At 63.5% G+C, this 26,642-nt stretch carries 24 protein-coding genes; 11 read left to right on the top strand and 13 right to left on the bottom strand.

Annotated elements, in window-relative coordinates:
• Nucleotides 1-159 precede the first annotated feature (159 nt).
• From AC1DXN_RS10090 to puuE, 5 genes are all read right to left on the bottom strand, one after another.
• Entirely contained in the window at nucleotides 160-2,145 is a 1,986-nt protein-coding gene (locus AC1DXN_RS10090; RefSeq protein WP_477275872.1) for a CocE/NonD family hydrolase, read from the bottom strand.
• A gap of 85 nt (nucleotides 2,146-2,230) precedes the next feature.
• On the bottom strand, nucleotides 2,231-2,824 hold the full coding sequence (locus AC1DXN_RS10085) for a nucleoside deaminase (protein WP_477275870.1): 594 nt from the start codon (nucleotides 2,822-2,824) through the stop codon (nucleotides 2,231-2,233).
• A gap of 2 nt (nucleotides 2,825-2,826) precedes the next feature.
• Nucleotides 2,827-3,327 (bottom strand): ureidoglycolate lyase, encoded by a 501-nt coding sequence (locus tag AC1DXN_RS10080; protein WP_477275868.1) that lies wholly within the window; start codon nucleotides 3,325-3,327, stop codon nucleotides 2,827-2,829.
• A complete protein-coding gene (locus AC1DXN_RS10075) occupies nucleotides 3,324-4,172 on the bottom strand; it encodes a bifunctional allantoicase/(S)-ureidoglycine aminohydrolase (protein ID WP_477275961.1) in 849 nt (282 codons plus the stop codon). Before AC1DXN_RS10075 ends, AC1DXN_RS10080 begins: the two co-directional genes overlap by 4 nt.
• A gap of 44 nt (nucleotides 4,173-4,216) precedes the next feature.
• Nucleotides 4,217-5,650, bottom strand: a complete 1,434-nt coding sequence (gene puuE / locus AC1DXN_RS10070) for an allantoinase PuuE (protein WP_477275866.1) — start codon at nucleotides 5,648-5,650, stop codon at nucleotides 4,217-4,219.
• Between the two features lie 164 nt (nucleotides 5,651-5,814).
• On the opposite strand from puuE, the gene uraH reads away from it, so the two are divergent.
• The 5 genes from uraH to AC1DXN_RS10045 all read left to right on the top strand — a co-directional run bounded on the left by uraH (nucleotide 5,815) and on the right by AC1DXN_RS10045 (nucleotide 11,915).
• A complete protein-coding gene (gene uraH, locus AC1DXN_RS10065; protein ID WP_477275864.1) occupies nucleotides 5,815-6,189 on the top strand; it encodes a hydroxyisourate hydrolase in 375 nt (124 codons plus the stop codon).
• 3 nt (nucleotides 6,190-6,192) lie between these two features.
• Nucleotides 6,193-7,674, top strand: coding sequence for a xanthine dehydrogenase small subunit (gene xdhA / locus AC1DXN_RS10060; protein WP_477275862.1), 1,482 nt, complete (start codon nucleotides 6,193-6,195; stop codon nucleotides 7,672-7,674).
• Nucleotides 7,674-10,013, top strand: coding sequence for a xanthine dehydrogenase molybdopterin binding subunit (gene xdhB / locus AC1DXN_RS10055; protein WP_477275860.1), 2,340 nt, complete (start codon nucleotides 7,674-7,676; stop codon nucleotides 10,011-10,013). Before xdhA ends, xdhB begins: the two co-directional genes overlap by 1 nt.
• A gap of 73 nt (nucleotides 10,014-10,086) precedes the next feature.
• Nucleotides 10,087-10,968, top strand: a complete 882-nt coding sequence (xdhC, locus tag AC1DXN_RS10050; RefSeq protein WP_477275858.1) for a xanthine dehydrogenase accessory protein XdhC — start codon at nucleotides 10,087-10,089, stop codon at nucleotides 10,966-10,968.
• A 110-nt stretch (nucleotides 10,969-11,078) separates the two neighbouring features.
• Nucleotides 11,079-11,915: a PhzF family phenazine biosynthesis protein gene (locus tag AC1DXN_RS10045; RefSeq protein WP_477275856.1), complete on the top strand. Its 837-nt coding sequence runs from the start codon at nucleotides 11,079-11,081 to the stop codon at nucleotides 11,913-11,915.
• Nucleotides 11,916-11,934: 19 nt separating this feature from the next.
• Here the strand turns inward: AC1DXN_RS10045 and AC1DXN_RS10040 are convergent, their stop codons facing one another.
• The 3 genes from AC1DXN_RS10040 to AC1DXN_RS10030 form a co-directional block, all read right to left on the bottom strand.
• Complete coding sequence (locus AC1DXN_RS10040) at nucleotides 11,935-13,185, bottom strand: LLM class flavin-dependent oxidoreductase (protein ID WP_477275854.1); 1,251 nt, start codon at nucleotides 13,183-13,185, stop codon at nucleotides 11,935-11,937.
• Nucleotides 13,182-14,168: an LLM class flavin-dependent oxidoreductase gene (locus tag AC1DXN_RS10035; RefSeq protein WP_477275852.1), complete on the bottom strand. Its 987-nt coding sequence runs from the start codon at nucleotides 14,166-14,168 to the stop codon at nucleotides 13,182-13,184. The genes AC1DXN_RS10040 and AC1DXN_RS10035 overlap by 4 nt, the downstream gene beginning before the upstream one ends.
• A gap of 83 nt (nucleotides 14,169-14,251) precedes the next feature.
• A complete protein-coding gene (locus AC1DXN_RS10030) occupies nucleotides 14,252-15,172 on the bottom strand; it encodes a LysR family transcriptional regulator (protein ID WP_477275851.1) in 921 nt (306 codons plus the stop codon).
• A gap of 132 nt (nucleotides 15,173-15,304) precedes the next feature.
• Between AC1DXN_RS10030 and AC1DXN_RS10025 the strand changes: the two genes are divergently transcribed.
• The 4 genes from AC1DXN_RS10025 to AC1DXN_RS10010 all read left to right on the top strand — a co-directional run bounded on the left by AC1DXN_RS10025 (nucleotide 15,305) and on the right by AC1DXN_RS10010 (nucleotide 19,740).
• The gene (locus tag AC1DXN_RS10025; protein WP_477275850.1) at nucleotides 15,305-16,522 is read left to right on the top strand and encodes a urate hydroxylase PuuD; all 1,218 of its coding nucleotides are present in this window, start codon (nucleotides 15,305-15,307) and stop codon (nucleotides 16,520-16,522) included.
• A gap of 2 nt (nucleotides 16,523-16,524) precedes the next feature.
• Entirely contained in the window at nucleotides 16,525-17,841 is a 1,317-nt protein-coding gene (gene guaD, locus AC1DXN_RS10020) for a guanine deaminase (RefSeq protein ID WP_477275848.1), read from the top strand.
• 139 nt (nucleotides 17,842-17,980) lie between these two features.
• Complete coding sequence (locus tag AC1DXN_RS10015) at nucleotides 17,981-18,484, top strand: heme-degrading domain-containing protein (RefSeq protein WP_477275846.1); 504 nt, start codon at nucleotides 17,981-17,983, stop codon at nucleotides 18,482-18,484.
• Nucleotides 18,481-19,740 carry a glycerate kinase type-2 family protein gene (locus AC1DXN_RS10010; RefSeq protein ID WP_477275844.1) on the top strand — a complete coding sequence of 420 codons (1,260 nt, stop codon included), beginning with the start codon at nucleotides 18,481-18,483 and terminating at the stop codon, nucleotides 19,738-19,740. Before AC1DXN_RS10015 ends, AC1DXN_RS10010 begins: the two co-directional genes overlap by 4 nt.
• A gap of 13 nt (nucleotides 19,741-19,753) precedes the next feature.
• On the opposite strand, the gene AC1DXN_RS10005 is transcribed toward AC1DXN_RS10010, so the two are convergent.
• Together AC1DXN_RS10005 and AC1DXN_RS10000 are read right to left on the bottom strand one after the other, a co-directional pair.
• Nucleotides 19,754-21,175, bottom strand: a complete 1,422-nt coding sequence (locus tag AC1DXN_RS10005) for a glutamine synthetase family protein (protein ID WP_477275842.1) — start codon at nucleotides 21,173-21,175, stop codon at nucleotides 19,754-19,756.
• A complete protein-coding gene (locus tag AC1DXN_RS10000) occupies nucleotides 21,172-22,554 on the bottom strand; it encodes an aspartate aminotransferase family protein (RefSeq protein WP_477275839.1) in 1,383 nt (460 codons plus the stop codon). Before AC1DXN_RS10000 ends, AC1DXN_RS10005 begins: the two co-directional genes overlap by 4 nt.
• A 168-nt stretch (nucleotides 22,555-22,722) precedes the next feature.
• On the opposite strand from AC1DXN_RS10000, the gene AC1DXN_RS09995 reads away from it, so the two are divergent.
• Nucleotides 22,723-23,175 carry a hypothetical protein gene (locus AC1DXN_RS09995; RefSeq protein WP_477275837.1) on the top strand — a complete coding sequence of 151 codons (453 nt, stop codon included), beginning with the start codon at nucleotides 22,723-22,725 and terminating at the stop codon, nucleotides 23,173-23,175.
• A gap of 7 nt (nucleotides 23,176-23,182) precedes the next feature.
• Here AC1DXN_RS09995 and AC1DXN_RS09990 read toward each other — a convergent pair whose 3' ends face one another.
• The 3 genes from AC1DXN_RS09990 to AC1DXN_RS09980 are packed head-to-tail and all read right to left on the bottom strand — an operon-like array spanning nucleotide 23,183 to nucleotide 25,589.
• Complete coding sequence (locus AC1DXN_RS09990) at nucleotides 23,183-24,157, bottom strand: WD40 repeat domain-containing protein (protein WP_477275835.1); 975 nt, start codon at nucleotides 24,155-24,157, stop codon at nucleotides 23,183-23,185.
• Nucleotides 24,135-24,509 (bottom strand): Imm45 family immunity protein, encoded by a 375-nt coding sequence (gene imm45 / locus AC1DXN_RS09985; protein ID WP_477275833.1) that lies wholly within the window; start codon nucleotides 24,507-24,509, stop codon nucleotides 24,135-24,137. The genes AC1DXN_RS09990 and imm45 overlap by 23 nt, the downstream gene beginning before the upstream one ends.
• 9 nt (nucleotides 24,510-24,518) lie before the next feature.
• A complete protein-coding gene (locus AC1DXN_RS09980) occupies nucleotides 24,519-25,589 on the bottom strand; it encodes a CobW family GTP-binding protein (RefSeq protein WP_477275831.1) in 1,071 nt (356 codons plus the stop codon).
• A gap of 207 nt (nucleotides 25,590-25,796) precedes the next feature.
• On the opposite strand from AC1DXN_RS09980, the gene AC1DXN_RS09975 reads away from it, so the two are divergent.
• Entirely contained in the window at nucleotides 25,797-26,528 is a 732-nt protein-coding gene (locus tag AC1DXN_RS09975) for an intradiol ring-cleavage dioxygenase (protein WP_477275829.1), read from the top strand.
• Nucleotides 26,529-26,642 lie beyond the last annotated feature (114 nt).

Genomic DNA, 26,642 nt, shown 5'->3' with positions numbered 1-26,642 from the left:
GTTCCTCACTCTGTTGGTTCGACCTTGTGGTCGTTTTTTGTTGATTATTATCGGGGGATAATGACCGTAAGGGAAAGCCGTAAGCAAGACCGAATGCGACATGCCGTGGCGTAAATCGCACGTCGCGATTGGACCAACCTCGAACCACCGCATGGGCGCTCAGAGCAGGGCGCGCGGGATCGTCTCTTCGAAATCGCGTTCGAAAACCAGGATTTCACCCTCGTAGGCTTCGATTCTGGCGCTAACCGTGAAGCTTTGTGCGTCGGAGCGCATTTCGGTAAAGGCTTCGGTGCGTACCGACCATCCATTTCGCGACAATGTCTGCGTCCACCAGGTTTTGCCCGAGGCTGCCAGCGGATTGTCAGGATGGATCGTCCAGGTCTCCCGGGCGATGCTGCCATTTACCAAGTCATGCTCAAGATCGCGCACTGCGCCAAAATCGTCGACGATGGAAAGCGAGACCACCCCGGTCTTCTCGTTGCGGTCGACGTGACGCTCGGAATTGGCGGCACGCACCAGCTTCGTTGCCCAGGGCGAGGCGGCCTCTGGCGAAGGGAAGGTTACTTCGTCGCCTTTCGCCAGCAGGCGCAGCGGCAGCATGAGCGTCGCGGCCGACAGGTCCAGCCGGACGGGCTCCGGCGATGGCCAGATCATCGGCCAGTAGGCGTTCGAAACGGCAATGCGCAGGCGATGGCCGGCCGGCACGCGGTAGGCGCACTGGTCGAGTATGACCCGCGCCAACACCGTTTCGCCTGGAATCAGTACCTCGGGGAATTCATGCGAGTTGCGGTGCGTCAGGTTGAGCACGCCGTAGGAGATCAGTTCYGAGGCCCCGTCCGGGTGCACGTCGCACAGCCGGACCGCGATGTTCGCCTGGCGCCGGTCCGAAGAGAGCCCGACCAGGACTTCCGGGGCGCCGACGATGTCGATCGCCTCGGTCAGCGCCGGCCGGTCGAAACACACCGACAGCGCATCGTCGGGGCGCTGGTCGCCGGGCAGTTCCGGGCCGAAGGTGAAGGGAAAATACTCGCCGCCGGCGAGGCCGCAGCTCTGCGGCGAAGCGACGATGACCGGCTTGCTGCCCTCGGGGATCAACTCGATCGTTTGCGTCTTGATGTTTGGCGACGGCCATTCCTGTTCGGCGACCCAGCGGCCCGGCCGTTCCGGATGCCAGCGCGCGGGGCGGACGCTGTCCATCACATAGGCGCGGTAGGCCGGGTCGGCCTCGACGCCGGTATCGACGCCCTTCAGCCAGCGGTCCCACCAGCGCAAGGCCTCCTGCAGGAAGCCTATGGCGGGCTTGGGTGCTGCGTAGTGCGGGTATTTGTGGATCCACGGGCCGACAATGCCCTTGACCGGCGCTTCGATGTTGGCGGCGAGATGCGAGATCGTGTTGCGATAGCCGTCATGCCAGCCGCCGATCGACAGCACCGCCGCCTTGACTGCCGAAAAATCCTCGCAGATCGAACCGCGCTTCCAATAGGAATCGCGGTGCTGATGGCTGAGCCATAGCGGCAGCAGGAACTGTTGATTTTCCAGCCGTGTCATCCACAAATCGCGCCACCTGTTGTCGCCCGCGATCAGCGGATCCGGCGGCCGCGACGAATAGGACAGCATGGTCGAGGCCCAGCCGAAATTCTCGGTTAGCAGGCAGCCGCCCTTGTAGTGGATGTCGTCGGCATAGCGGTCGACCGTCGAACAGATGCTGATCACCGCCTTCAGCGCCGGCGGCTGCATCGCGGCCACCTGCAGGCAGTTGAAGCCGCCCCAGGAAATGCCCATCATGCCGACGCTGCCATTGCACCATGGTTGCGCCGCCGCCCAGGCGATGACGTCGCAGGCATCCTGCAATTCCTGCTCGGAATATTCGTCGTCCATCAGCCCTTCGGAATCGCCATTGCCGCGCATGTCGACGCGGATCGAGGCATAGCCGTGGCCGGCAAAATAGGGATGCGTCAGCTGATCGCGAAAGATGGTGCCGTCGCGCTTGCGGTAAGGCAAATGTTCGAGGATCGCCGGCACCGGATCGCCATCGGCATCTTCCGGCATCCACACCCGCGCCGACAGCCGGCAGCCGTCGGGCATGACGATCCCCATATCCGGGAACTCGACGACCTTGCGCGGAAATTCGGTGATGGTTTTCATGCGGACGCACTCCAAGGTCGCCACATGATGGAGGCCACCGGATCGCGTCATGGGCCAGCCAACGAATTCGGCTGGTCAATCCGCGTCAGTTCAGTGGAATGTCGTTCTCTGCCTTGCTCTCCTGATAAACGCCGGAGAGCTCGTCGTAGCGGGCGGAGATTGCGCCGATCCGGGCTTCCAGCCGCCGGCGTTCCGCCTCGGGCAGCGTTCGCACCAGCCTGCGAATCGAAAAGCTCTTCCAGTAGGCGTTCTCGGCATTGTAGCCGCCGGGGTCGAGCGTGAAGACCTCTTTCAGGATCTTCAGATCGTGCGGAATGGCGAAAGAGTCGCGCGAATCCTCGTGACTGAACAGATAGTAGAAATTGTCGAAACCGGTCCAGGTGATCGCCGACAGGCAAAGCGAACAAGGTTCGTGCGTGGCAATGAAGATGGCGTCTTTCGTATCCACGCGGTCGGCCCTGGGCATTTCATAGAAGCGCTTCAGGCAATGCACCTCGCCGTGCCAGAGCGGGTTTTCCATCTCGTTGTTGGTTTCGGCCAGCACCAGCGAACGGTCGTCCTTGCGCAGGATCGCGGCGCCGAACAGCTTATTGCCATGGGCGACGCCTTGCGCGGTCTTCGGCACGATGTCGTGCTCGATCACGTCGAGCAGCCGGTCGATCAGCGAAATGTCGGTCATTGTTACTTTCCGTCGGGGAGATGGATCTCGTAGGCGTGCGAGAAATGGCACTCTTCGAGGTTTGAGCCGTCGCCGCCGCGGTCGACGATCAGGAAGTCCTGCGCCACGCCGATCGGCGTCAGCACGCCGTGCCACAGATTGCGTGGGTAGTTGATGCCTTGGCCTGGCGCGGTGATGAAGGCATGAGGCTCGCCGGGACCTTCGGCACCGTCATGGCAGACCACGACCAGGAACGGGCGCGGCGACAGCGGGATGAAGGCCTGGCTGCCGAAAGGGTGGCGCTCGACCATGGCGAGCTTCAGCGGCATTTCGTAGGGCGTGCCGCGCACCATCGAAATCAGCACGCGTGCATTTGGCCCGGCGGCTTCGGCGGTAGCGAGTTCGTGGTAGCGCTCGGCCCGGCCGCCATTGATCGGGTAGTGATTGTCGCCGCCCATGTCGATCACGTCACCGAACTCGGCAAAGCTCTCGCGGGTCAGCGGCCGCGCAACGATCCGGGTCACGGCGCCCGCCTGGCGACGCCGGCGCCGCCAAGCTTGGCGTGGCGGTTGACGTCCTTGTAGAGCAGATAGCGGAATTTGGCCGGTCCGCCGGCATAGCAGGCCTGCGGGCAGAAGGCGCGCAGCCACATATAGTCGCCGGCCTCGACCTCGACCCAGTCCTGGTTGAGCCGGTAGACGCCCTTGCCTTCGAGCACATAGAGGCCGTGCTCCATGACATGCGTCTCGGCGAAGGGGATGACCGCGCCCGGCTCCAGCGTCACCACGGTGATGTGCATGTCGTGGCGCATGTCGGCCGGATCGACGAAGCGCGTCGTTGCCCACCGGCCTTCGGTGCCAGCCATTGGCGTCGGCGCGATCTCCTGTTCGTTGGCGAAGAAGGCTGGCGGCACATCGATACCCTCGACGGCCTCGTAAGCCTTGCGGATCCAGTGGAAGCGGACAGCAGCCTTGCTTTGGTTGCGGACCGTCCATCCGCTGGCCGGCGGCAGGAAGGCAAAGCCGCCGGGCCGCATCACATGCGTCTTGCCGCCGACGAACACGCTCAGCTCGCCTTCGACCACGAACAGGCCGCCCTCGGCACCTTCATCGGGTTCAGGCCGGTCGCTGCCACCACCGGGCGCGATCTCGACGATGTATTGCGAAAAGGTCTCGGCAAAACCCGACAGCGGGCGCGACAATATCCAGACGCGGGTCTTGTCCCAGAACGGCAAGGCGCTGGTGACGATGTCCTGCATCACCCCCCTGGGGATGATGGCATAGGCCTCGGTGAAAACGGCGCGGCCGGTCAGCAACTCGCTCTGGCCGGGGTGGCCGCCCTGCGGCGCATAATAGGTTCGGTCAGCCATCTTGATCGTATCCGCCATCTTGATCGTGTCCATTGAGTTCAAACCTATTGCGGAAGCATGTCCTTGAGCCGAAGCAGTGCGATGCGCTCGACCTGTTTGCAGGCGGTTTCCAATTCGGTGGCGCGGTTGTTGCCGATACGCGCCTCGAATTCCGCCAGGATCTCCTCCTTGGCTTTCCCCTTCACCGCGATGATGAACGGGAAGCCGAAGGTGGTGACATAAGCGGCGTTGAGCTTGGAGAAAAGCTCGCGCTCCTTGTCGGTCAGCGCATCGAGCCCGGCGGATGCCTGTTCTTTCGTCGACTCCGCCGTCAGCCGCCTGGCCTTTGCCAGCTTGCCGGCAAGATCGGGATGGGCGTTGAGCACGGCGAGCCGCTCGGCCTCGCTGGCGGCGCGAAAGATGCGGCAGAGCGCATTGTGGAGGCCGCCAGCACTGTCATGTGCCGGGCCGAGTTCCAGTTCGTAGGCGCGCTCGGCGATCCATGGCGAATGCTCGAAGACGCCGCCGAAGGCGTGGACGAAGGCCTCGAACTCCATCTTCGACGGGCGCAGGGCCGGCAGCCGGAACGGATGCGTCGCTTGCCAGTGTTTTGCGATGTCGACGCGCCGCGCCAGCCAGACCTTGTCGTGCGATTTGACGTAATCGACGAAGCGCTTCAGCGCCGCCACCCGGCCCGGCCGGCCGACAAGGCGGCAGTGCAGGCCGATGTTCATCATGCGCGGCCGCCCTGCCTTCCCCTCGGCATAGAGCGTGTCGAAACTATCCTTCAGATAGGCAAAGAACTGGTCGCCCGAATTGAAGCCTTGCGGCGTGGCAAAACGCATGTCGTTGGCGTCGAGCGTATAGGGGATGATCAGCTGCGGCTTCTGCTTGCCATCCGGTCCGTCATGTTCGAGCCAGTAGGGCAGTTCGTCGTCATAGGTGTCCGACACATAGTCGAAGCCGCCTTCTTCCGCCGCCAGCCGCACGGTGTTGATCGATGTGCGGCCGGTGTACCAGCCGGTCGGCCGTGCGCCTGTCACTTCGTAGTGCAGCTTGATCGCCTCTTCCATGTCGCGGCGCTCGTCTTCCACCGCATGATCGCGGTAGTCGATCCATTTCAGCCCGTGCGAGGCGATTTCCCAGCCGGCCTCCTGCATCGCCGCGACCTGGTCGGGCGAACGGGCAAGGGCTGAGGCGACGCCGTAGCAGGTGATCGGCACCTGCGCCTCGGTGAACAGGCGCAGCAACCGCCAGAAACCGGCGCGGGCGCCGTATTCGTAGATCGATTCCATGTTCCAGTGACGCTGGCCGAGCCAGGGGGCGGCGCCGACAATCTCGGACAGGAAGGCTTCAGAAGCCTTGTCGCCATGCAGGACGCAGTTCTCGCCTCCTTCCTCGTAGTTGACGACGAACTGCACCGCGACATGCGCCCCGCCGGGCCATTTCGGATCCGGCGGATTGGCGCCGTAGCCGCGCATGTCTCTGATGTAACGCATCGTCACTCCTGCCGGATGTTGTCGTGAGGATAGTCGAAAGGGTTGCCTGCGCATTCCCCCGAAAATTTTTGAAAGTGTTTTTGTCCTGCTCCGCTCGACCGGGACTTATGCATCGCCTTTAATTGGCGCACAATTCAACAGCAACCGGGAATGGGAGGCGGCCAGTGGCAGAAACGTCGAAAGCCGATGGCGGGCGTCTGACGACCCACGTCCTCGACACCGCGACCGGCAGGCCGGCGGCGGGCCTGTCGATTGCGCTTTTTCACCTCGATGGCCAGGCGCGGACGCATCTGAAGACGGTCGTGACCAACGCCGACGGCCGCTGCGATGCGCCGCTGCTGGCCGGCGCGGAATTCCGCACCGGCGAATATGAACTGGTCTTTGCCGCCGGCGACTATCTGCGGCAGCAAGGAACCAAACTGCCGGAACCGGCCTTCCTCGACAATGTGCCGATCCGCTTCGGCATGGCCGAGCCGGTGCACTATCACGTGCCGCTGCTCGTCTCGCCCTACGGCTATTCGACCTATAGGGGGAGCTGACGCATGGCTAAGGTCAAGACCCGCAACGAGATCCGCTTCATCCTCAATGGCGAGAACATCGCGCTGACCACGGTCGCGCCCGATGAAATCTTGCTCGACTGGCTGCGGCTGAACCGTTCGCTGCGCGGCACCAAGGAAGGCTGTGCCGAAGGCGATTGCGGCGCCTGCACCGTGCTGGTCGGCAGGCTCTCCGCCGGCAGACTGGTCTATGAAAGCGTCAACGCCTGCATCCGCTTCCTCGGCTCGCTCGACGGCACCCATGTCGTGACGGTCGAGCATCTGCGTGGTGAAGCAGGCCAGTTGCATCCGGTGCAGCAGGCGATGGTCGATTTCCACGGCTCGCAATGCGGCTTCTGCACGCCGGGCTTCGTCATGTCGCTCTATGGCCTGTGGATGCGGTCGCCGGAGCCATCGGATGCGGCAATCGAAAAAGCGCTGCAAGGCAATCTCTGCCGCTGCACCGGCTATGAGGCGATCATGCGCGCCGCGCGCGCGGTTTCCAGCTACGGCAAGGCGGCAAAGGACCCGCTGGCGGCGGAGCGCAAGGCGATCACCGCAAAACTTGCGGCGATGAAAGACGGGTCGCGCGTCGAGATCGGCACCGGCAAGGCGCGATTGGTCGTGCCGGCCGATGCCGATGATTTCGCTGCCGTGCTCGACAAGCAGCCGGGTGCCACCATCGTTGCCGGTTCGACCGATGTCGGCCTATGGGTGACCAAGCATATGCGCGACATCTCGCCGGTGGTGTTCATCGGCAATCTTGACGGTCTCTGTACTATTTCCGAGGACAAGGGCGTGATCTCGATCGGCGCCGGCGTCACCTACAGCGATGCGTTTGCGACGCTGTCGAAACGCATCCCGGCGCTCGGGCCGCTGTTCGACCGCATCGGCGGCGAGCAGGTGCGCAACATGGGCACGATCGGCGGCAACATCGCCAACGGCTCGCCGATCGGCGACACGCCGCCGCCGCTGATCGCACTCGGCGCGCAACTGACGCTGCGCCGCGGCAAGAAACGGCGCACGATCGCGCTGGAGGACTTCTTCATCGCCTATGGCAAGCAGGACCGGCATGCCGGCGAATTCGTCGAGGCCGTGCATGTCCCTGTGCCGGCCAAGCGGACAAAGTTTGCCGTCTACAAGATCACCAAGCGCCGCGACGAGGACATCACCGCAGCCCTCGGCGCCTTTTTCCTGGATCTGGCAAAAGACGGTACGGTGGCTGACATTTGCATCGCTTATGGCGGCATGGCGGCGACGCCGAAACGGGCCCTCGGTGTCGAGAAGGCTCTGCTCGGTAAGCCCTGGACGGAGGCCACGGTCGAGGCGGCCATGGCCGAATACGCCAATGATTTCACGCCGTTGACCGACATGCGGGCGAGCGCCGAATATCGGGCGCTCGCGGCAAAGAACCTTTTGCTGCGCTTCTTTGCCGAGACCAGCGGTACCAAGGCGCCATTCCAGGTTTCACGGCACGAGGCGGCCTGATGAACAAGCACGCCACCCCCAATTTGAAGGCGCAAAAGATCGCCGGCGGTGTCGCCACCGACCAGCGCCATGATTCCGCGCACAAGCATGTCAGCGGCACCGCGATCTATATCGACGACATGCCGGAGCCGGCCGGCACGCTGCATGGCTGCCTCGGCCTTTGCACGGCCACCCATGCCACCATCACGAAAATGGACCTGTCGGCGGTACGCTCAGCACCCGGCGTCGTCGATGTGTTGACGGCCAAGGATATACCTGGCGAGAACGACATTTCGCCGACCGGCCGTCACGACGAGCCGGTGCTCGCCGACGGCAAGGTGCAATTCCATGGCCAGCCGATCTTCTGCGTCATTGCCGAGACCCGCGAGCAGGCGCGCCGCGCCACGCGGCTGGCCAAGGTCGAATACAAGGAATTGCCGTTCGTCACCGACATCGGTGCGCTCAACCCGAAAAAGGACAAGCTCGTCACCCCGCCGCTGACGCTGCAGCGCGGCGATGCCGCGGCCGCGATCAAATCAGCACCCCGCCGGCTGAAGGGAAAAATGCGCATCGGCGGCCAGGAGCATTTCTACCTCGAAGGCCATATCGCCATGGCCGTTCCCGGCGAGGACCACGACGTCACCATCTATTCCTCGACCCAGCATCCGAGCGAAGTGCAGCACATGGTCAGCCATGCACTGGGTGTGCCGAGCAACGCCATCACGGTCGAAATCCGCCGCATGGGCGGCGGCTTTGGCGGCAAGGAAACGCAAGGCAACCAGTTTGCCGCTTTGGCCGCCATCGCCGCGAAAAAACACCATCGCGCGGTAAAGATCAGGCCCGACCGCGACGACGACATGATCGCCACCGGCAAGCGCCATGACTTCCTGGTCAACTACGAAGTCGGCTTCGATGATGATGGCAATATTCTCGGCGTCGACTTCATGTTCGCGGCGCGTTGCGGCTTCTCGTCGGACTTGTCCGGCCCGGTCACCGACCGCGCGCTGTTCCATTGCGACAACACCTATTTCTGGCCGGCTGTGCATGCGCAGTCGGCGCCGCTCTACACCAACACCGTGTCGAACACCGCCTTCCGCGGCTTCGGCGGCCCGCAAGGCATGGTCGGCGCAGAACGCGTCATCGACGAGGTCGCCTTTGCCGTCGGCAAGGATCCGCTCGAAATCCGCAAAAAGAACTTTTACGGCACCAGCGATCGCAACATCACGCCCTACCACCAGACGGTCGAGGACAACATCATCCAGCGCATCGTCGCCGAGCTGGAGGCGAGCGCGGATTATGCAAGGCGCCGCCGGGTCATCCAGGCGTTCAACGCCAACAGCCGCTTCATTAAGCGTGGACTGGCGCTGACGCCGGTAAAGTTCGGTATCTCGTTCACCGCCACCCACTACAACCAGGCCGGCGCGCTGGTGCATGTCTACACCGAYGGTTCGGTGCATCTGAACCATGGCGGCACCGAGATGGGGCAAGGCCTCTACGTCAAGGTGGCGCAAGTGGTGGCCGAAGAGTTCCAGATCGACCTCGACCAGGTGAAGATCACCGCGACGACCACCGGCAAGGTGCCGAACACTTCAGCCACGGCAGCGTCGTCCGGCACCGACCTCAACGGCATGGCGGCGCAGAACGGCGCGCGGCAGATCAAGGACCGGTTGACCAATTTCGCCGCCGAAAAGTACCAGGTGCCGCGCGACCAGGTGCTGTTCCTGCCCAATCGGGTGCGCATCGGCAACCAGGAGATCCCTTTTGCCGATTTGGTCAAGCAGGCCTATATGGCCCGCATCCAGCTGTCGGCGGCAGGTTTCTACAAGACGCCGAAAATCCACTGGAACCGCGACAAGGGCGAGGGCCGTCCGTTCTACTACTTCGCCTATGGCGCTTCGTGTTCGGAGGTTTCGGTCGACACGCTGACCGGCGAATACATGGTCGAGCGCACCGACATCCTGCACGAGACCGGCCGTTCGCTGAACCGCGCCATCGATCTTGGCCAGGTCGAGGGCGGCTTCATCCAGGGCATGGGCTGGCTGACGACTGAGGAACTTTGGTGGGATGCCAAGGGCCGGCTGCGCACCCATGCGCCGTCGACCTACAAGATCCCGCTCGCCTCCGACCGGCCAAAGATATTCAATGTGACGCTGGCCGACTGGCCGGAAGCCGGCGAGCCGACGATCCACCGCTCCAAGGCGGTCGGCGAGCCGCCGTTCCCGCTCGGCATGTCGGTGCTGCATGCGCTATCGGATGCGGTGGCAAGCGTCGCCGACCACAAGATCTGTCCGCGCCTCGACGCCCCGGCAACGCCGGAACGCGTGCTGATGGCGATCGAGCGGCTGAAGGCCAAGGCCTGAGTCCGGCCCAGGGTTGGCAACGGGTGCAAATCCGGCCGAAAAAGCCTATGTTTCCCGCACGGGAATGCGAAACATGAACTCGAAAGTGCAAAGCCTGAAAGACTTCCTTGCCGGTCAAGGCCGCGTTGCTTTGGTCGAAGTGGCCGGCACAAAAGGTTCGACGCCGCGCGAGAAGGGCGCCTTCATGCTCGTCTCGGGCGCGGCGATATCAGGCACGATCGGCGGCGGCCAACTCGAATATATGGCGATCGACAAGGCCCGGCAGATGGTGGGTAAAGAAGCCCGCATCGAGGTTGACGAAGTCTGCGCCACGCTCGACGTGCCGCTCGGGCCGGAAATCGGCCAGTGCTGCGGCGGCAGGGTCGAGGTGCTGATCCGATTGGTCGATGCGACGCTGGCGCAAGAGTTGGTCGCGGGGGCGGAAGCCGAAGAGGAGCATCTGCCGCATGTCTACATCTTCGGCGGCGGCCATGTCGGCCAGGCGTTGGCCGCGGCGGTGGCCTTGCTGCCGGTGCATGTCGTGGTTATCGAGACACGGGCCGAGGCGCTGGAAGGCATGCCGGAAGCCGTCGAAACCAGCCTGACGCCGATGCCCGAAGCGATGGTGCGCAAAGCCCCTGCCGGAACCGCCTTCGCCATCCTCACCCACGACCACGCGCTGGATTTCCTGATTGTCGCCGAAGCACTGAAACGCGACGATGCTGCCTATGTCGGCATGATCGGCTCGAAGACCAAGAAGGCGACATTCAGGAACTGGTTCCTGAAGTCGGCCGACGGCAGCGAGGCCGAGTTTGCCCGGCTCGTCTCGCCGATCGGCGGCGATACGGTCAAGGACAAGCGGCCGCAGGTGATTGCTGCGCTTGCCGCCGCCGAGATCATGACGGCCCTGGTCGCCCACACGGCTGCATCAGTCGCTCCGTACCCGGCGTCTCGCGACAAGGCGATGGCCAGCTGAGGCGGTTTGCGGGCTGTGAGCAAAAGTCACAGCTGCTCCTCGCTATCCCAGGTTCTCAAATGAGCTGAGAAGGTGTTTCCTGCCTCCTTTGCAGCATGAGGCAGAGACAAATGGACGTATTGAGGATCGCGGCCTTTTCCGATGGCGATACCGGCGGCAATCCTGCCGGGGTGTTGATTGCCGATGTCTTGCCCGATGCTGCCAAAATGCAGAGCGTCGCGGCTGAAGTCGGATTCTCCGAAACCGCCTTTGCCGCACCCGACGGCGACAACTGGCGGGTCCGCTATTTCTCGCCGGAATCCGAAGTTCCGTTTTGCGGCCATGCGACGATCGCCTTGGGTGCAGCGCTGGTTCGGCAGTTTGGTGATGGCGTCTTCGCGCTGATCCTCAACCAGGCCTCGATCACCGTCGAGGGTTTTCGCGATGGTGCGAATATCGCCGCTGCGTTGCAGTCGCCGCCGACGCGCAGCAAGCCTGCTCCGCAGAAGCCGGTCGCGGAGGCGCTGGCGCTTTTCGGCTATTCCTCCAGCGATCTCGATCCGGCCATTCCACCGGCGCTGATCCATGGCGGTGCCGACCATCTTGTACTGGCGTTGAAGTCGCGCCAGGCGCTTGCCGCCATGGCCTATGAATTGAAAGCCGGACAGACCCTGATGCGGCGCGAAGGACTGGTCACCATTCTGCTCGCCTACGCCGAAACGCCGCGCCTGTTCCACACGCGAAATCCGTTCGCCTCAGGCGGCGTCTACGAGGATCCGGCGACAGGGGCATCGACGGCCGCATTCGCCGGCTATCTGCGCGACCTCGGTTGGCCGCATAGCGGTGCGATCGATATCGTCCAGGGCGAGGACATGGGCATGCGTTCGCGCCTGCATGCCGATATTCCGTCCACGCCGGGCAGTTCGATCAGGGTCTCGGGAACCGCCCGGATGATGCACAAAACGTAGGTGGCCTCTCAACGCAATCTCACGCCGGCCGTTTCAAGCCGAGATGGTCGCGCAGCGTGTGGCCTTCATACTCCTTGCGGAACAGGCCGCGCCGCTGCAGCTCTGGCACGACGAGCATGGCAAAGGCATCGAGCTCGCCGGGAAAATAAGATGGCATGACGTTGAAGCCGTCGGCCGCACCACCCTCGAACCGCGCCTGCAGCTCGTCGGCGACCCGCGCCGCTGTACCGACGATGCGCCAATGACCGCGCGCGCCGGCGAAATGACGGGCAAGCTGGCGGATGGAAAGGCCGTCGCGGCGCGATTGTTCGATGACCAGCGCTTGCCGGCTTTTCATCCCCTCGCTCTCCGGCAATTCCGGCAGCGGCCCGTCGATCGGATAGCGCCAGAGATCGGAGATGCTGAGATAACTGGACAGCAGCGCTACGCCGACGTCGTCGGGGATCAGCTCCTGCAACTCCTCGTATTTCTCGCGGGCTTCGGCTTCCGTTTCCGCCACGACGGGCGCCACGCCCGGCATGATCTTGATGTCGTCAGGCTCGCGCCCATAGGCCGCCATGCGCCCCTTCAGATCGTCGTAAAAGGCCTTGGCTTCCTCGAAAGTCTGCGCCGCCGTGAACACGACATCGGCGCTGCGGGCGGCAAGGTCGCGGCCGACGTCCGATGCGCCGGCCTGAACCATCACCGGCGCGCCTTGCGGCGAGCGCGGCAGGTCGAGCGGATCGCGCACCGAAAAGCTCTGGCCGTCGTGACCGCCGTCGAGCTTGCCGTGCCAAAGGCCGGTGACGACTTCGGCGAATTCACGCGCGCGCTCGTAGCGGTCGGCATGCGGCCTGAGACCCGTGGAGCCGAAATTGGCAGCTTCGATGGGACTGGCTGACGTCACCAGGTTCCAGCCGGCGCGACCTCCGCTCAGATGATCGAGCGACAGGAAGGTCCGTGCCAGCCCGTAAGGTTCGTTGTAGCTCGTCGACGCCGTGGAGACGAGGCCGATGCGGCTGGTCTGGATCGCCAGCGCCGAAAGCAGGCTGATCGGCTCAAAGCCGATCGAGCGCGAGGTCTGGCTGGCGATGCCGACATTGGCCTCGCGCAGGCCAGCAGCGTCCTCGCAAAAGATCATGTCGAACTTCGCCGCCTCCGCCGTTCGCGCCAGCTGGATGTAGTGATCGATGTCGATACCCGCCGTGACATGCGCCTTGGGGTGGCGCCAGGCGGCAATATGGTGGCCTGTCGCCCACAGAAAGGCGCCGAGTTTCATCTGGCGGGTCATTGGTCGCCTCCGGCAAGTCCGAAATGCCCGCGCAATGTCGTCCCGCGGTAATCCTGGCGAACGAGGCCACGACGACGCAATTCCGCCAGCACCGGCTCGACGAAACCGTCCAGCGCCGAGGGCGGCATCGCGACGTTGAACCCGTCGCAGCTTTTCGCGCGGAACAGCTCTTCCAACTTATCGGGACTGATATCCGGTCCATTGGCGCTGACGTTCACAAGCGTCCTCAAGGCATCAGGATCGCGCCCGCATGCGGCGACGCGGCGCTTGAGGTCGTCGTAGCGTGCCTTGCCGTCCTGAGCCTCATCCAGCAGGACCAAATCGGCAGTGCGGGCGGCAAGATCGAAGTCGTGCCCCGACAGGCCGGACAGGACCAGTACTGGCATATCCTGCGGCGAGCGCGCGACGTTCAGCGGTCCGCGCACGGAAAAGAACTCGCCCTTGTGGTCGAGCAGATGCATCTTTTCCGGGTCGTGAAAGCGGCCGCTGCTTTTGTCGAACAGCAGCGCATCCGCATCCCAGCCCTGCCACAAGCCTTGAACGATGCCGACGTACTCTTCGGCACGGCGACGAAAATCGTCGTCGGAAAACCCTTCCGGCCGGCTGAAATTGGCCGCCTCGCGTGCCGCCTGCGCCATGGTTGCGTGCCAGCCGGCGCGGCCATGGCTGATGATGTCGAGGGAAGCGAAACGGCGCGCCAGATTGTAGGGCTGGTGGGTGACGGTGGAAGCCTCGGCAACAAGGCCGATCCGGCTCGTCACCGTCGCCAGCGCAGCGAGCAAGGTGGTCGCTTCGAACGGCATCTGCCGGTTGGGCGTATCCGCGTCGGCGGCCGGTGCTGAGTCGGCGAGCAGCACCATGTCCAGCCCGGCGGCTTCGGCCTTCTGCGCGAAGCTGGCAAGGCTGCGGAAATCCGGTACGCTTTGCAGCGAAGCGTCAAGCATCGGCGAAACGGCAAGATGCATCATGGTGCCGTCGGTCATGAATGGTTCCTGCGGTAAGGCAAGCGGGAACTATGTTCGCCACATGCCTCGATGGCAACCGCCGGCGCTGGGCCAACTGTCGCTCACTTGCCGGCCAGCAAATCCTTGATCAGCCGCTGGCAGCGCTCGGCCATGAAGTCGAGCAGCAGCCGCACTTTCGGGTCCTGCAGCTTCTTGTGCGGGTAGACGGCGGCGAACTGCACCGGTGTCGGCGGCGTGTTGGCGAGGATCACCTTCAGCCGCTGGTCGCGGATGAACGGCTCGACCTCGAAGCGCGGCTTGTTGATGATGCCGCGGCCCGAGAGCGCCCAGCCGGTCAGCACGTCGCCATCGTCGGTATCGTAGGGCCCATGCACTTCGAATTTCTGCGGGCCGCTCGGCGTCTGTAGCGTCCACACATATTCGCGCGCGCCGGAATAGCGCAGCATCAGGCAGTCATGCTTCTTGCCGATCAGTTCCTGAGGCTCGGTGGGCTCGCCGCGTGCCTCAAGATATTTCGGTGCCGCCACCAGCACCCGCTCACATTCCATGATGCCGCGCATCCTGAGGCTGGAATCCTCGATGATGCCGAGCCGGAAGGCAACGTCGATGCCTTCCTTCATGATATCGACATTGTGGTCCGAGAGCCGCAGCCGCACCTCGATGTCGGGGTATTTGTCGTGGAAATCGGGAATGCCCGATGCCACCAGCCGGCGGCCGAGCCCAAGCGGCGCCGTCACCTTGATCGTGCCGCGCGGCTGGCCGGAAAGCGCTGAGACCGCGGCTTCCGCCTCGGTGATCGCTTCCAGCACCTGCTTGGCGCCGGAATAAAACACCGTGCCGTGCTCGGTCGGCATCAATTGCCGCGTCGTGCGGTTGAACAGCCTGACACCCAGGTGTTTTTCCAGTTCCTTGATGCGGTTGGAGGCAACAGCCGGCGAAATGCGCATGTCGCGGCCCGCCGCCGACAGATTTCCGAGTTCGACGACGCGGACGAAGACGGCGATGTTGTCGAGATAGGCCATGCGGAGCACCTTCGCCGGTTTGCAGCGATCAACCTAGTATTTTCCATTTTTTTTTGAAAGTCATCGTGCACCTCGCCCCTTTCCGTTTGCGCTCCAGTCCGTAAAGTCACCCGATCGGCAGGGACGACTTCAATGATGGATTTCGCGATTTTCTGGGAATGGCTGAGTTTCGCCGTGCGCTGGCTGCATGTCGTCACCGGCATCGCCTGGATCGGTTCCTCCTTCTATTTCGTCGCGCTCGATCTCGGGCTCCGCCAGCGTCCGGGCATGCCGGTCGGAGCTTTCGGCGAGGAATGGCAGGTGCATGGCGGCGGCTTCTACCACATCCAGAAATATCTGGTGGCGCCGGCCGAAATGCCCGAGCACCTGACCTGGTTCAAATGGGAATCCTACGCCACCTGGCTGTCGGGTTTCGCCATGCTGTGCGTGGTCTATTATGCCGGCGCCGACCTGTTCCTGATCGATCCCAATGTGCTTCAGATGTCGGTGCCGACAGGCATTCTGTTGTCGATGGCCACGATCGGCGTCGGCTGGGTGGTCTACGATCTGCTGTGCCGTTCGCCGCTGGGCAAAAGCGACACCGGCCTGATGCTGGTGCTTTACGGCGTGCTGGTGTTCATCGCCTGGGGGCTGACGCATCTGTTCACCGGTCGCGCCGCCTTCCTGCATCTTGGCGCCATCACCGCCACGATCATGTCGGCCAACGTCTTCATGGTCATCATCCCCAACCAGAAGATCGTCGTCGCCGACCTGATCGCCGGGCGCAAGCCCGACCCGAAATACGGCAAGATCGCCAAGCAGCGCTCGCTGCACAACAACTACCTGACGCTGCCCGTTCTGTTCCTGATGCTGTCGAACCACTATCCGCTGGCGTTTGCGACCGAGTTCAACTGGGTCATCGCCTCGCTGGTGTTCATCATCGGCGTGCTGATCCGGCATTATTTCAACACAGTGCATAAGCGTGCCGGCAACCCGCACTGGACCTGGATGGCGGCCGCCGTGCTGTTCGTGATCATCATCTGGCTGTCCACGGCGCCGAAAATACTAACCGGCGAACCCAAAGCGTCCACCGCGGCCGAGGTCTACATCGCCTCGGCGCATTTCCCAGCCGTGCGCGACACCGTGCTCGGCCGCTGCTCCATGTGCCATGCGCAGGAGCCGGGCTATGAGGGCATCTACCACGCACCCAAGGGCGTGATGCTGGATAGCGACGCGGCCATCGCCGAGCACGCTCGCGAGATCTATTTGCAGGCCGGCCGCAGCCACGCCATGCCGCCCGCCAATGTCAGCCAGATTACCGACAAGGAGCGGGCATTGCTGGTGGCATGGTTCGAAGAGGCCGGGAAATAAGCATGACATCAACACTTCTGCGCGGCCGCACGCTGTCCTTCCTGCGCTGGCCCGAAAGCATCGACGACCATGCCGCCTGGCGCTACGAGGAGGATGGCGGCCTGCTGATCAGCGACGGCAGGATCGTTGCCGCCGGGGCCTACGCACAAGTCGAGAAACAGGCCGGCGAGAGCGCCAAACGGATCGACCATCGGCCACATCTGCTGCTGCCCGGCTTCATCGACGCCCATGTGCATTTCCCTCAGATGCAAGTCATTGCGTCCTACGGCGCCGAACTGCTCGATTGGCTGAACACCTACACTTTTCCGGAAGAGACGAAGTTCGCCAACGCCCAGCATGGCCGCCGCATTGCCAGGCTGTTCCTCGACGAGATGGTGCGGCATGGCACCACGACGGTCGCCGCCTATTGCTCGGTGCACAAGGCGTCCGCCGAAGCGTTCTTTGCCGAGTCGCATGACCGCGGCATGCTCAACATCGCCGGCAAGGTGATGATGGACCGCAATGCGCCCGACGGCGTGCTCGACACGCCGCAGTCGGGCTATGACGACTCGAAGGCGCTGATCGCGCAATGGCACGGCAAGGGGCGGCAGCACTACGCCATCACGCCGCGCTTCGCCATCACCTCATCGCCGGAGCAGCTGGACATGGCCGGCACGCTCTGCCGCGAACACCCCGACCTGCACATGCAGACGCATCTGTCGGAAAACCACGCCGAGATCGCTTTCACCCAAAGCCTCTATCCGTGGTCGCGCGACTACACCGATGTCTACGAACACTATGGGCTGTTGGGCAAAAAGAGCCTGTTCGGCCATTGCATCCATCTGTCGGAGCGCGAGGCGGATGCTCTCTCGGATACGGGTTCGGTGGCGGTGTTCTGCCCGACCTCGAACCTGTTCCTCGGCTCAGGTCTGTTCGATTATCAGCGCTACCGCAGGCGTGACAAAGCTCTCCGGATCGCGGCCGCCACTGATGTCGGCGGTGGCACCAACTATTCGATGCTGCGAACCATGGACGAAGGCTACAAGGTCATCGCGCTGAACGGCGAGAAGTTGAATCCCTTCCAGTCCTTCTGGCAGCTCACCCGCGGCAATGCCGAGGCGCTGTCGGTGGCGGAAAAGGTCGGCACGCTGGACCCGGGCACCGATGCCGACATCGTCGTGCTCGACGCCCGCGCCACGCCGGCCATGCGGCTCAGGATGGAGACGGTGGAGACGCTGGCGCAGGAGCTGTTCCTGCTGCAGACGCTGGGCGACGACCGCGCCGTGCGCGAGGTCTATGTCGCCGGACGGGCTGCCAAGGGCGACATGATTGCGGGGTAAGACCCGCCGCCCAGGGGAGAGGACCGCAACTCGATGGAGTGGGGTCGACCCTGGCGGGGCAAGATGGCCGCCGCGACGGGAGCTTGACCGGGCGGAGCTTGTCGTACAAACGACGTGTGACGATTTTCGGAGAAAGAAAATGGCCGCTGCGGACGACATCGCTCTGATCCAGAAACAGGAAGAGACACTCGTCTTCCCCGCCTTTAACGAGGCTGTCGCCTTCGAGATCGGCTCGGCCATCCGCGACCGCGCGCTGACTGAGAACTTCCCCATCATCGTCGATATCAGGACCTTCGACCGGCCGCTGTTCTATGCGGCGATGCCGGGATCGAACGCCTCCAATCCCGACTGGGCGCGACGCAAGATCAACGTGGTGAAGCGGTTTCTCAAAAGCACCTATCGCATGGTGCTGGAGCAGCAACGCTCGGACCGCACCTTCAAGGTCGGCGAGGGACTGGATATATCAGACTATGTGCTGGCCGGTGGCGGTTTTCCCATAAATGTCAAGGGCGCCGGCGTCATCGGCGCGATCACGGTCTCCGGCCTGCCGGAGCGTGACGACCATGGTGTCGTCGTCGATGCGATTTGCAACTACCTGCGCCTTGACTCTGCCGAACTGGCACTGCCGCCGGAAGCCAAATGACCGAGCCCAAGCCCTTCCTCATTTCGATTTTCAATGCCGCCGTCGCCGCCGCCGATCCCGAGCGGACGATCCGGGATCATTTGCCGGCAAAGCCCAGGGGTCGCACCATCGTCATCGGTGCCGGCAAGGGCTCGGCGCAGATGGCGGCGGCATTCGAGAAGGTGTGGGACGGGCCGATCGAAGGGCTGGTCGTCACCCGCTACGGCTATGGCGCGAAATGCGAGCGTATTGAGATCATCGAGGCAGCACACCCCGTGCCGGATGCCGCCGGTCTCGAAGCGTCGCGGCGGCTGCTCGCCAAGGTGCAAGGGCTGACTGCGGACGACCTGGTCGTGGCGCTGATTTCCGGCGGCGGCTCGGCGCTGCTGCCGTCGCCTGCCGGCGGCCTGACGCTGGCCGACGAGATTGCCGTCAACGAGGCGCTGCTCGCCTCCGGCGCGCCGATCGCGGCGATGAACACTATCCGCAAGCATCTCTCGACCATCAAGGGCGGGAGGCTAGCTGCGGCTGCGTATCCGGCCAGGGTGGTCTCGCTGGTCGTCTCCGATATTCCCGGCGACAATCCGGCGCTGGTTGCTTCCGGCCCGACCGTTCCCGACACTGGTAGCCGCGAGGTCGCGCTGGCCTCGATCGCTGCCTATGGCATGAAATTGCCGGACGCCGTCATGGCGCATATCAACTCGCCGGCCGCCGATGCGCCAAGCCCGAACGATCCAGTCTTCGGCCGCAACGAAGTGCATCTGATCGCTTCGGCCGGCGTTTCGTTGGAAGCGGCAGCGGCGGAAGCCAGGCGCCAGGGCGTTGAAGCGGTCATCCTCTCCGATTCCATCGAGGGCGAAGCGCGCGAGGTTGGCGGCGTCCATGCAGCCATCGCGCGCGAAGTGGCGACGCGCAACCGGCCATTTCAAAAGCCGGTGCTGATCTTGTCGGGCGGCGAGACCACGGTGACGCTTCGCGCCAAGGGCAAGGGCGGCCGCAACTCGGAATTCCTGCTTGCCTTCGCTATAGGCATCAATGGCGTTGAAGGCATCCACGCCTTGGCCGCCGACACTGACGGCGTCGATGGTTCGGAAGACAATGCCGGCGCCTTCGCCGATGGCTCGACCGTATCGCGGATGCGCGCTGCGGATGTGGACGCCAAGGCCATGCTCGCCGGCAACAATGCCTGGACGGCGTTCAATGCCGTCGGCGATCTTTTCGTGCCCGGCCCTACGGGCACGAATGTGAACGATCTCCGGGCGATCCTGATCCGCTGAAGTCGCGCAGCTCTCACACCTCGTGCAGATAGAGGTGGTAGTCCAGCTCGCTGACGGTGCGCGCGACGCGCAGATATTCGGATTGCTTGATCGCCACGAACGTCCGGTGCAGGTCTTCGCCGAGCGCGCCTTTGAGGAAGGTCGACGCCCTTGCCGCCTCGATCGCGGCACGCCAGTCCACCGGCATCGTCGTGCGCGTGATTGCCGATTCGTAGCCATTGCCGGTGGTTTCCGGCCCGGGGTCGAGCCCCTCATCGAGACCTTTGACGATGGCGGCCAGCACCGTCGCCGCGATCAGATAGGGGTTGGCGTCGACGCCCGACGGCCGGTGCTCGATGCGCCGGTTCTTGGCGTCGCCCGCGGGCACGCGCAGCGCCACCGAACGGTTGTTGACGCCCCAGGTCGGCGCCACCGGCGCGTAGGACTGCGAAACGAAGCGCCGCCACGAATTGGCATGCGGCGCAAACACCAGCATGGATTCGGCCATGGTCTGGATCAGGCCGCCAAGTCCCTGCAGCAGCGGCAAAGACCAGCTTTCGCCGCCGGCTTCGGCAAAAACGTTCCTGCCGGCCTTGTCCTGCAGCGAAACATGGAAATGCATGCCTGATCCCGCATACTTCTCGATCGGCTTGGCCATGAAGCAAGCGGTGACGCCATGGCGGCGCGCTTGCGCCCGCACCAGCCGCTTCAGCATGACAAGGTCGTCGGCCGCCCGCATCACGTCCTTGCGGTAGTTCAGCGTCAGCTCGTACTGGCCGGGCGCATATTCGGAAATGACGGTTTCCGCCGGAATGCCTTGCGCCTTGGCGGCGGCATAGATGTCGGAAAACAGCGGTTCCATGCCGTGCAGATGGTCGACGGAATAGACTTCGGTCTTGCCCGAGATGCGGCCGTCGAGCACGGCGTCCGCCGGCTTCACCTTGCCATCGGCATCACGTTCGTTGGCAAGGAGAAAGAATTCGAGCTCGAAAGCGCCGGCGGGATAGAGGCCCTTGGCCGCCAATATGTCCACCTGGCGGGCCAGCGCCAGCCGCGGGTCGGAAGACATCGGCCGGCCGTCGAGCATGTACATCGCCATCAGCAGCTGGCCGCGCGGCGGCTGCGTACCAAACAGCGGCACCAGCGTGCCGGGGATCGGCCATGCCCTGAGATCACCGTCGCCGGTGGTCCAGATCAAGCCGGTCTCGTGCACATCCTCGCCGGTGATGTCGAGGCCGAGGATCGAGATCGGCATATGGCGGCCGCCCTCGAAAATGCTCATCAATTCGTGCCGGCGCACTATCTTGCCGCGGCCGACGCCATTGGCGTCGGTCAGCACGATGTCGAAAGCCTCGATTTCGGGATGCGCGGCGAGGAAAGCTTTGGCTTCACCGGGCGTCGAGCCCGAAGGCGAGGTCGCTGTGGCTGTTGGGGTTGGCATGCGCGCTTGTCTCATGCCGCAAGCCTTGCCGCAACCGCTGCGAAAGCGGTGATCAACCGGTTGACCTGGGCGCCGGTGGTTGCCGGCGAGATCAGCATCATGTTGTGGAAGGGCGCGATCAACACGCCCTGATTGACCAGCGCGACATGGATCGCGGCTTCGAGTTCGGGCGCGTGCGCGGCTTCCGCCTCGCCGCCATTCCTGAGCGGGCCTGGGGCGCAGATGAACTCGACGCGGGCGCCGACGCGGGAAACATGCCAGGGCAAGCGGTAGCGGTCGATGACACCGGTCAGCCCGGCGTCGAGCCGCCGCGCCAGATGGTCCATCCGGTCATAATTCTCTTGCGTCATCACCTCCTCGAGCGTGGCGCGCATCGCCGCGAATTGCAGCGGGTTGGCCGACAGCGTCGTACCCATGCCGGAATAGCCCGGCTGCTTGGTCCTGTTGTAGGCGGCATAGCGTGTTGCGATGTCGTCGCTCATGCCCCACACGCTGGCCGGGACACCGCCGGCGATCGGCTTGCCCAGCACGAAAATGTCCGGTTCCAGTCCGTATGTTCTGGTGTAGCCGCCGGGGCCGGTCGAGATCGTATGCGTCTCGTCGATCAAAAGAAGTGTGCCGGCCGCGCGCGTCAGTCTGCGCAGCGCATCGTGAAAACCGGGATCGGGCAGCACCATGCAGGAATTGGTCAGCACCGGCTCGGTGATGACGCAGGCCACGTCCTTCTCCCTCAGTGCGGCCTCCAGCGCCGAGACATCGTTGAACTCGATCACCTTGGTTGCCCGCGTCAGGTCGCGAAACTCGCCAGCCAGTCCCGGCCGGTTGACAGCTTTACCGTCGACCAGCCGCACCATCGTCTCATCGACCGAGCCGTGATAGCAGCCATTGAACACCAGGATTTTCTCCCTGGAGGTGACGGCGCGGGCGACCCGCAGCGCGAAACGGTTGGCGTCGGTCGCCGTCGTCGCGATCTGCCAGAAGGGCAGGCCGAAACGCTGCCGCAACAACGGGCCGATGGCCAGCGCATCTTCGGAAGGCAGCATATAGGTCAGGCCGCGCCCGGCCTGGCGGCGGATGGCCCGCGCCACCGGCGGCGGCGAATGGCCGAACATCGAGCCGGTGTCGCCAAGGCAGAAATCGTCGAGCCTTATACCGTCGATGTCGGTGATGGTGGCGCCCCTGGCGCTGTCGACCAGGATCGGAAACGGCGTCGGCCAGTCGTTCATCCAGTGCATCGGCACGCCGCCGAAGAAGCCGGGCAGACCGTTGCCGGCCTTGGCTTGCGATTTCGGCCGTGCCTTGCGGAAGATGGCGGCTTCCGCCTCGCGCAATGCGGCGATGCGGGCGGGCCCGATGCCGCCAATGGAGGCCGTTGAATGGTCGAATAAATGCATGAAGGACCCTCTCGCCCGGCACTGTAGACGTCAGCGGTCCGCAACCGCAATTGGCCGACTGGCTGCTCTGCATTGGTTCAGCGGCCGCGGTAGACGCTGGTGGCGCTTGACCTCGAGGCTCGGACTGGCATCAATGTGGCCGAGCTTGGGGGCTTTGGGGGGAGAAGAATGCGGACGATCATCTGCGTAGCGACGTTGTTTCTGTCGGCTGGCACGGCTTTCGCGTCCGGCGGCATCTGGTGTTCCGTCGAGGATGCAGCGGCGATATTCACGGTCGAGGCCGGCGTCACCAGGGGCATGGGCGGGCCGACCTTCAACTTTCGCGGCGATCTCGAAATTCTGGGCAGGCCGGTCGGCGACGATCTGCGCAAGACCGTGTTCGAGGATTCCAACCTGACCCAGTACTGGCTCGACGACAAGGAATTGCGGCTGAACATCTACCACGAGCACGAGGTCGCGCAACGCATCAACTCAGTCGAACTGACGATCCTGACCAAGACCAGTGACGAAGGCGTCTATGACGGGCAGTATACGCTCGCCATCTACGACGCCGCGGCGGATACGGACCAGGACGGCAAGCCGGTTGAAGTCACCGGCAAAGTATCCTGCGGGGCCGAATAAGTTACGCTTATGCCGAAATATCGACGACGCCGCAGTCGCCGGCAGCGCTGCCGAAGGCGACGCGGCGCTCTTCCTTGTCCCACATCATCGAGGTGATGGCGCCCTTGCCCGGCCGGCGCAAAAGCACCTCCTTGGCGTCGGCAAAACGCACCGCCATCACCATGCCGTCGTCATAGCCGACGGCGACGACATCCTGGCTCGGATGGCAGGCGACAGCGGTCACCATGGCGTTGCCGCGCGTGCCGAGTTCCAGCGGCGCCTTGCCCATCGGCCCGTCCTTGCCCGAAAACGGCCAGACGATCGCCGCCGGCGCGCCGGAACTCGCCAGCCATTTGCCCTTGGCGCTCCACGACAGGCTTTTCACCTTGCCGGGATAGCCGGTCATGCGCATGTGCTTGCCGTCGGCGAGTTTCCAGCCATGCAGTGCATTTTCCTGCATGGTGGTGACGACGAATGCCCCATCCGGTGAAAAGCTGATGCCGGTATGGGCGCCGGCCCATTCGAGCTCGATCGGCTTGCCCTCGGCAGCCGGGAAATGCAGCGTCGCGCCATTGTATCGGGCGACGCCAAAACGCATGCCCTTCGGCGAAAATGCCAACCCCTCGACCGAGCGCGGATGCAAGAACTCCCTGGTCTTGCCGTCGGCAAAGCGCACGAAAGCCGTCTTGCCCGAGGAATAGGCGATGGCGCCCTGCGGCCCGGCGGCGACGCTGGTGATCCACTTTTTGCCTGCAGTCGCCAGTTCGACAGCGCTGCCGCCGGTGGTGACTGAAAAGATCTTGCCATCCTCGCCGCCGGTTATCAGCCGGTCGTTGGCCGCGTCATGGAAAGCGGCGAGCAGCCCGTCATTGGCTTGTACCGTCTTGTGGCCATGGTCGAGCCTATGCACGGCGCCGTCAGCCAGCGCAAAATGCGGCACGTCGCCGAGGAAGACGGCGGCGATACAGTGTCCTTCGAGATCAAGCGGGGCGACGGTCGGCATGGTCGATTTCAACAGTCATTCGTTCATTCCAGCGCAGGATGACGGTTCCCTCTATTGGAACCGGGCCGCCTTGATAGGTGAAGACGAACCATTTGTCCCAGTTTTCGATGAGCCAGTCTTTTGAAAGTCCGGGTTTTTTCTCGAACCGGCTTTCCTCGGGTAGCACCGCAAAGACCAGACCCGCCTTGTAGCCGGATGTCACTATGAGACCGAGCCCGGCCTCGTCTTCACGGGGATCGAAGATCAGCAGATCGACTGGGCCGGAGCCTGGTCCGAGATCATAATTGTCGGAGAGCCGGATGACGTCGCCGATGATCAGAAAATCCTCGGCGAGGTCGAGCAGGCGCGGCATCGATTGCGGTCAAGCCGTCTGGCAGGCGTCAAAGCTCTTCTTCAGTCGCTCGCCATCGAGCTCGCGGCCTATGAACACCAGCCGGCTCTCGTGCTTCTCGCCGTCTTTCCAGGCGCGCTGATGGTCGCCCTCGATGATCATATGGACGCCCTGGATGACGTAGCGCTCATCGTCGCCCTTGAGCGCGATGATACCCTTCAGCCGCAGGATGTTGGGGCCTTCCATCTGGGTGATCTTCTCGATCCAGGGGAAGAACTTCTTCGGGTCCATCTCGCCGCCGCGCAGCGACACCGACTGCACCGTCACGTCATGAATGTCGGAAGGATGGGCATGATCGTGATGATGATGGTCGTGTCCGTCATGATCATGGTGGTGATGATCGTGGTCATGGTCATGATCATGGTGGTCGTGATCGTGCTCGTCATGCCCTTCGAGGAAATGCGGATCGTTCTCCAGCGCCCTGGAAAGGTCGAAGGCGCCGCGGTCAAGCACTTCGGACAATGCAACGCCGGCGCGGGTGGTGCGATGGATCCTCGCCGCCGGGTTGATGGCGCGGATCGTCGCCTCGACCTTGGTGAGCTCTTCCGGTGTCACCAGATCGGTCTTGTTGAGCACGATGACGTCGGCAAAGGCGATCTGGTCTTCGGCTTCGCGCGAATCCTTCAAACGCAGCGGCAGGTGCTTGGCGTCGACCAATGCCACCACCGCGTCGAGCCTGGTCTTGGATCGCACGTCGTCGTCCATGAAGAAGGTCTGCGCCACCGGCACCGGATCGGCGAGCCCGGTGGTCTCGACGAGGATGGCGTCGAAGCGGCCGGGACGGCGCATCAGGCCTTCGACCACACGGATCAGGTCGCCGCGCACCGTGCAACAGACGCAGCCATTGTTCATCTCGTAGATTTCCTCGTCGGATTCCACGATCAGCTCGTTATCGATGCCGATCTCGCCGAATTCATTGACGATGACGGCGTAGCGCTTGCCGTGGTTTTCCGACAGGATGCGATTGAGCAGCGTCGTCTTGCCAGCGCCGAGATAGCCGGTGAGAACGGTTACGGGAATCTGCGTCTGTGCATCGCTCATGTCATGCCTCGAAGTGACTGGGCCGCGACAAATCCGGGCCGAAAAGGATTGTTGGCTCCATATAGGATGCTCCTGCCGGTTTTGCACGTGGCAAACCAATGGGCCAATGAGCCTGCCGACATTGCCGAATTTCCATTGGCACCGTCTGGCCATGCCGCTTAGATACGGGTGCGGGAGGCTGCTCGAACTGAGTTGAAGAGGTGCCCAATGACCGCCAGGCCATCCTCCTTCCCGCTAAGCCGGCGCCGGGCGCTCGGCCTCATCGCCGTCACTGCCGGTGGCGGGGTCTTTCTGCCGGCTGCGGCCAGGGTGGCGCAGGCTTCGCCCTATGCCGGGCTCGCTCTGTTCGACGGCGGTGCCGGGGTCTGCGCGATCACGCCCGAGGTGACCGAGGGGCCGTTCTACTTCGACCCGAAGCTAGAACGCACCGATGTTACCGAAGGCAAGAAGGGTGTCAGCCTCAATGTCCGGCTGCAAATCGTCGACGCCAGCTGTCGGCCGCTTGCCGGCGCGCGTGTCGACATCTGGCATTGTGATGCGCAAGGCGCCTATTCCGGCTATCCCGGGCAAGGTGATGGCCAGGATGTCGACACCTCCGGCCAGAGCTTTCTGCGCGGCTGGCAGAAGACGGATGACAGCGGCATCGTTTCCTTCGCCACCATTTATCCCGGCTGGTATCACGGCCGCACCACCCACATTCATTTCAAGGTCTTCCCAAACGACAATTCGGTGATGACCGGCCAGCTGTTCTTTCCTGACAGTCTCAGCGAGCAGATCTTCACCACGGTCGCCCCCTACAATGACCGTCCCGGCAAGCGCGACACGTCTAACGCAGGCGACGGCATTGCGCGGCAGGCCGGGCCGCTGTCGCAGGCTGCATTGCGCGAAGTGGCGGACGCCTATCAGGCGCTTTTGGTCATCGCGGTGAAGGCCGGTTGAGCGCCTCGTTCCGTGCATTTGGCACTCCGTTGAAAGAGTCCTCGCGCCGAAAAGTCGTTTGTCATCTAACTGAAATAAACATCTGGCATTGACCACGGCGGACACCGCAATGCT

The organism is Mesorhizobium sp. P2_H9 (assembly GCF_056403215.1).
The sequence above is the reverse complement of the archived record's forward strand: the minus strand, read 5'-3'. Positions and strand labels throughout refer to the sequence as shown.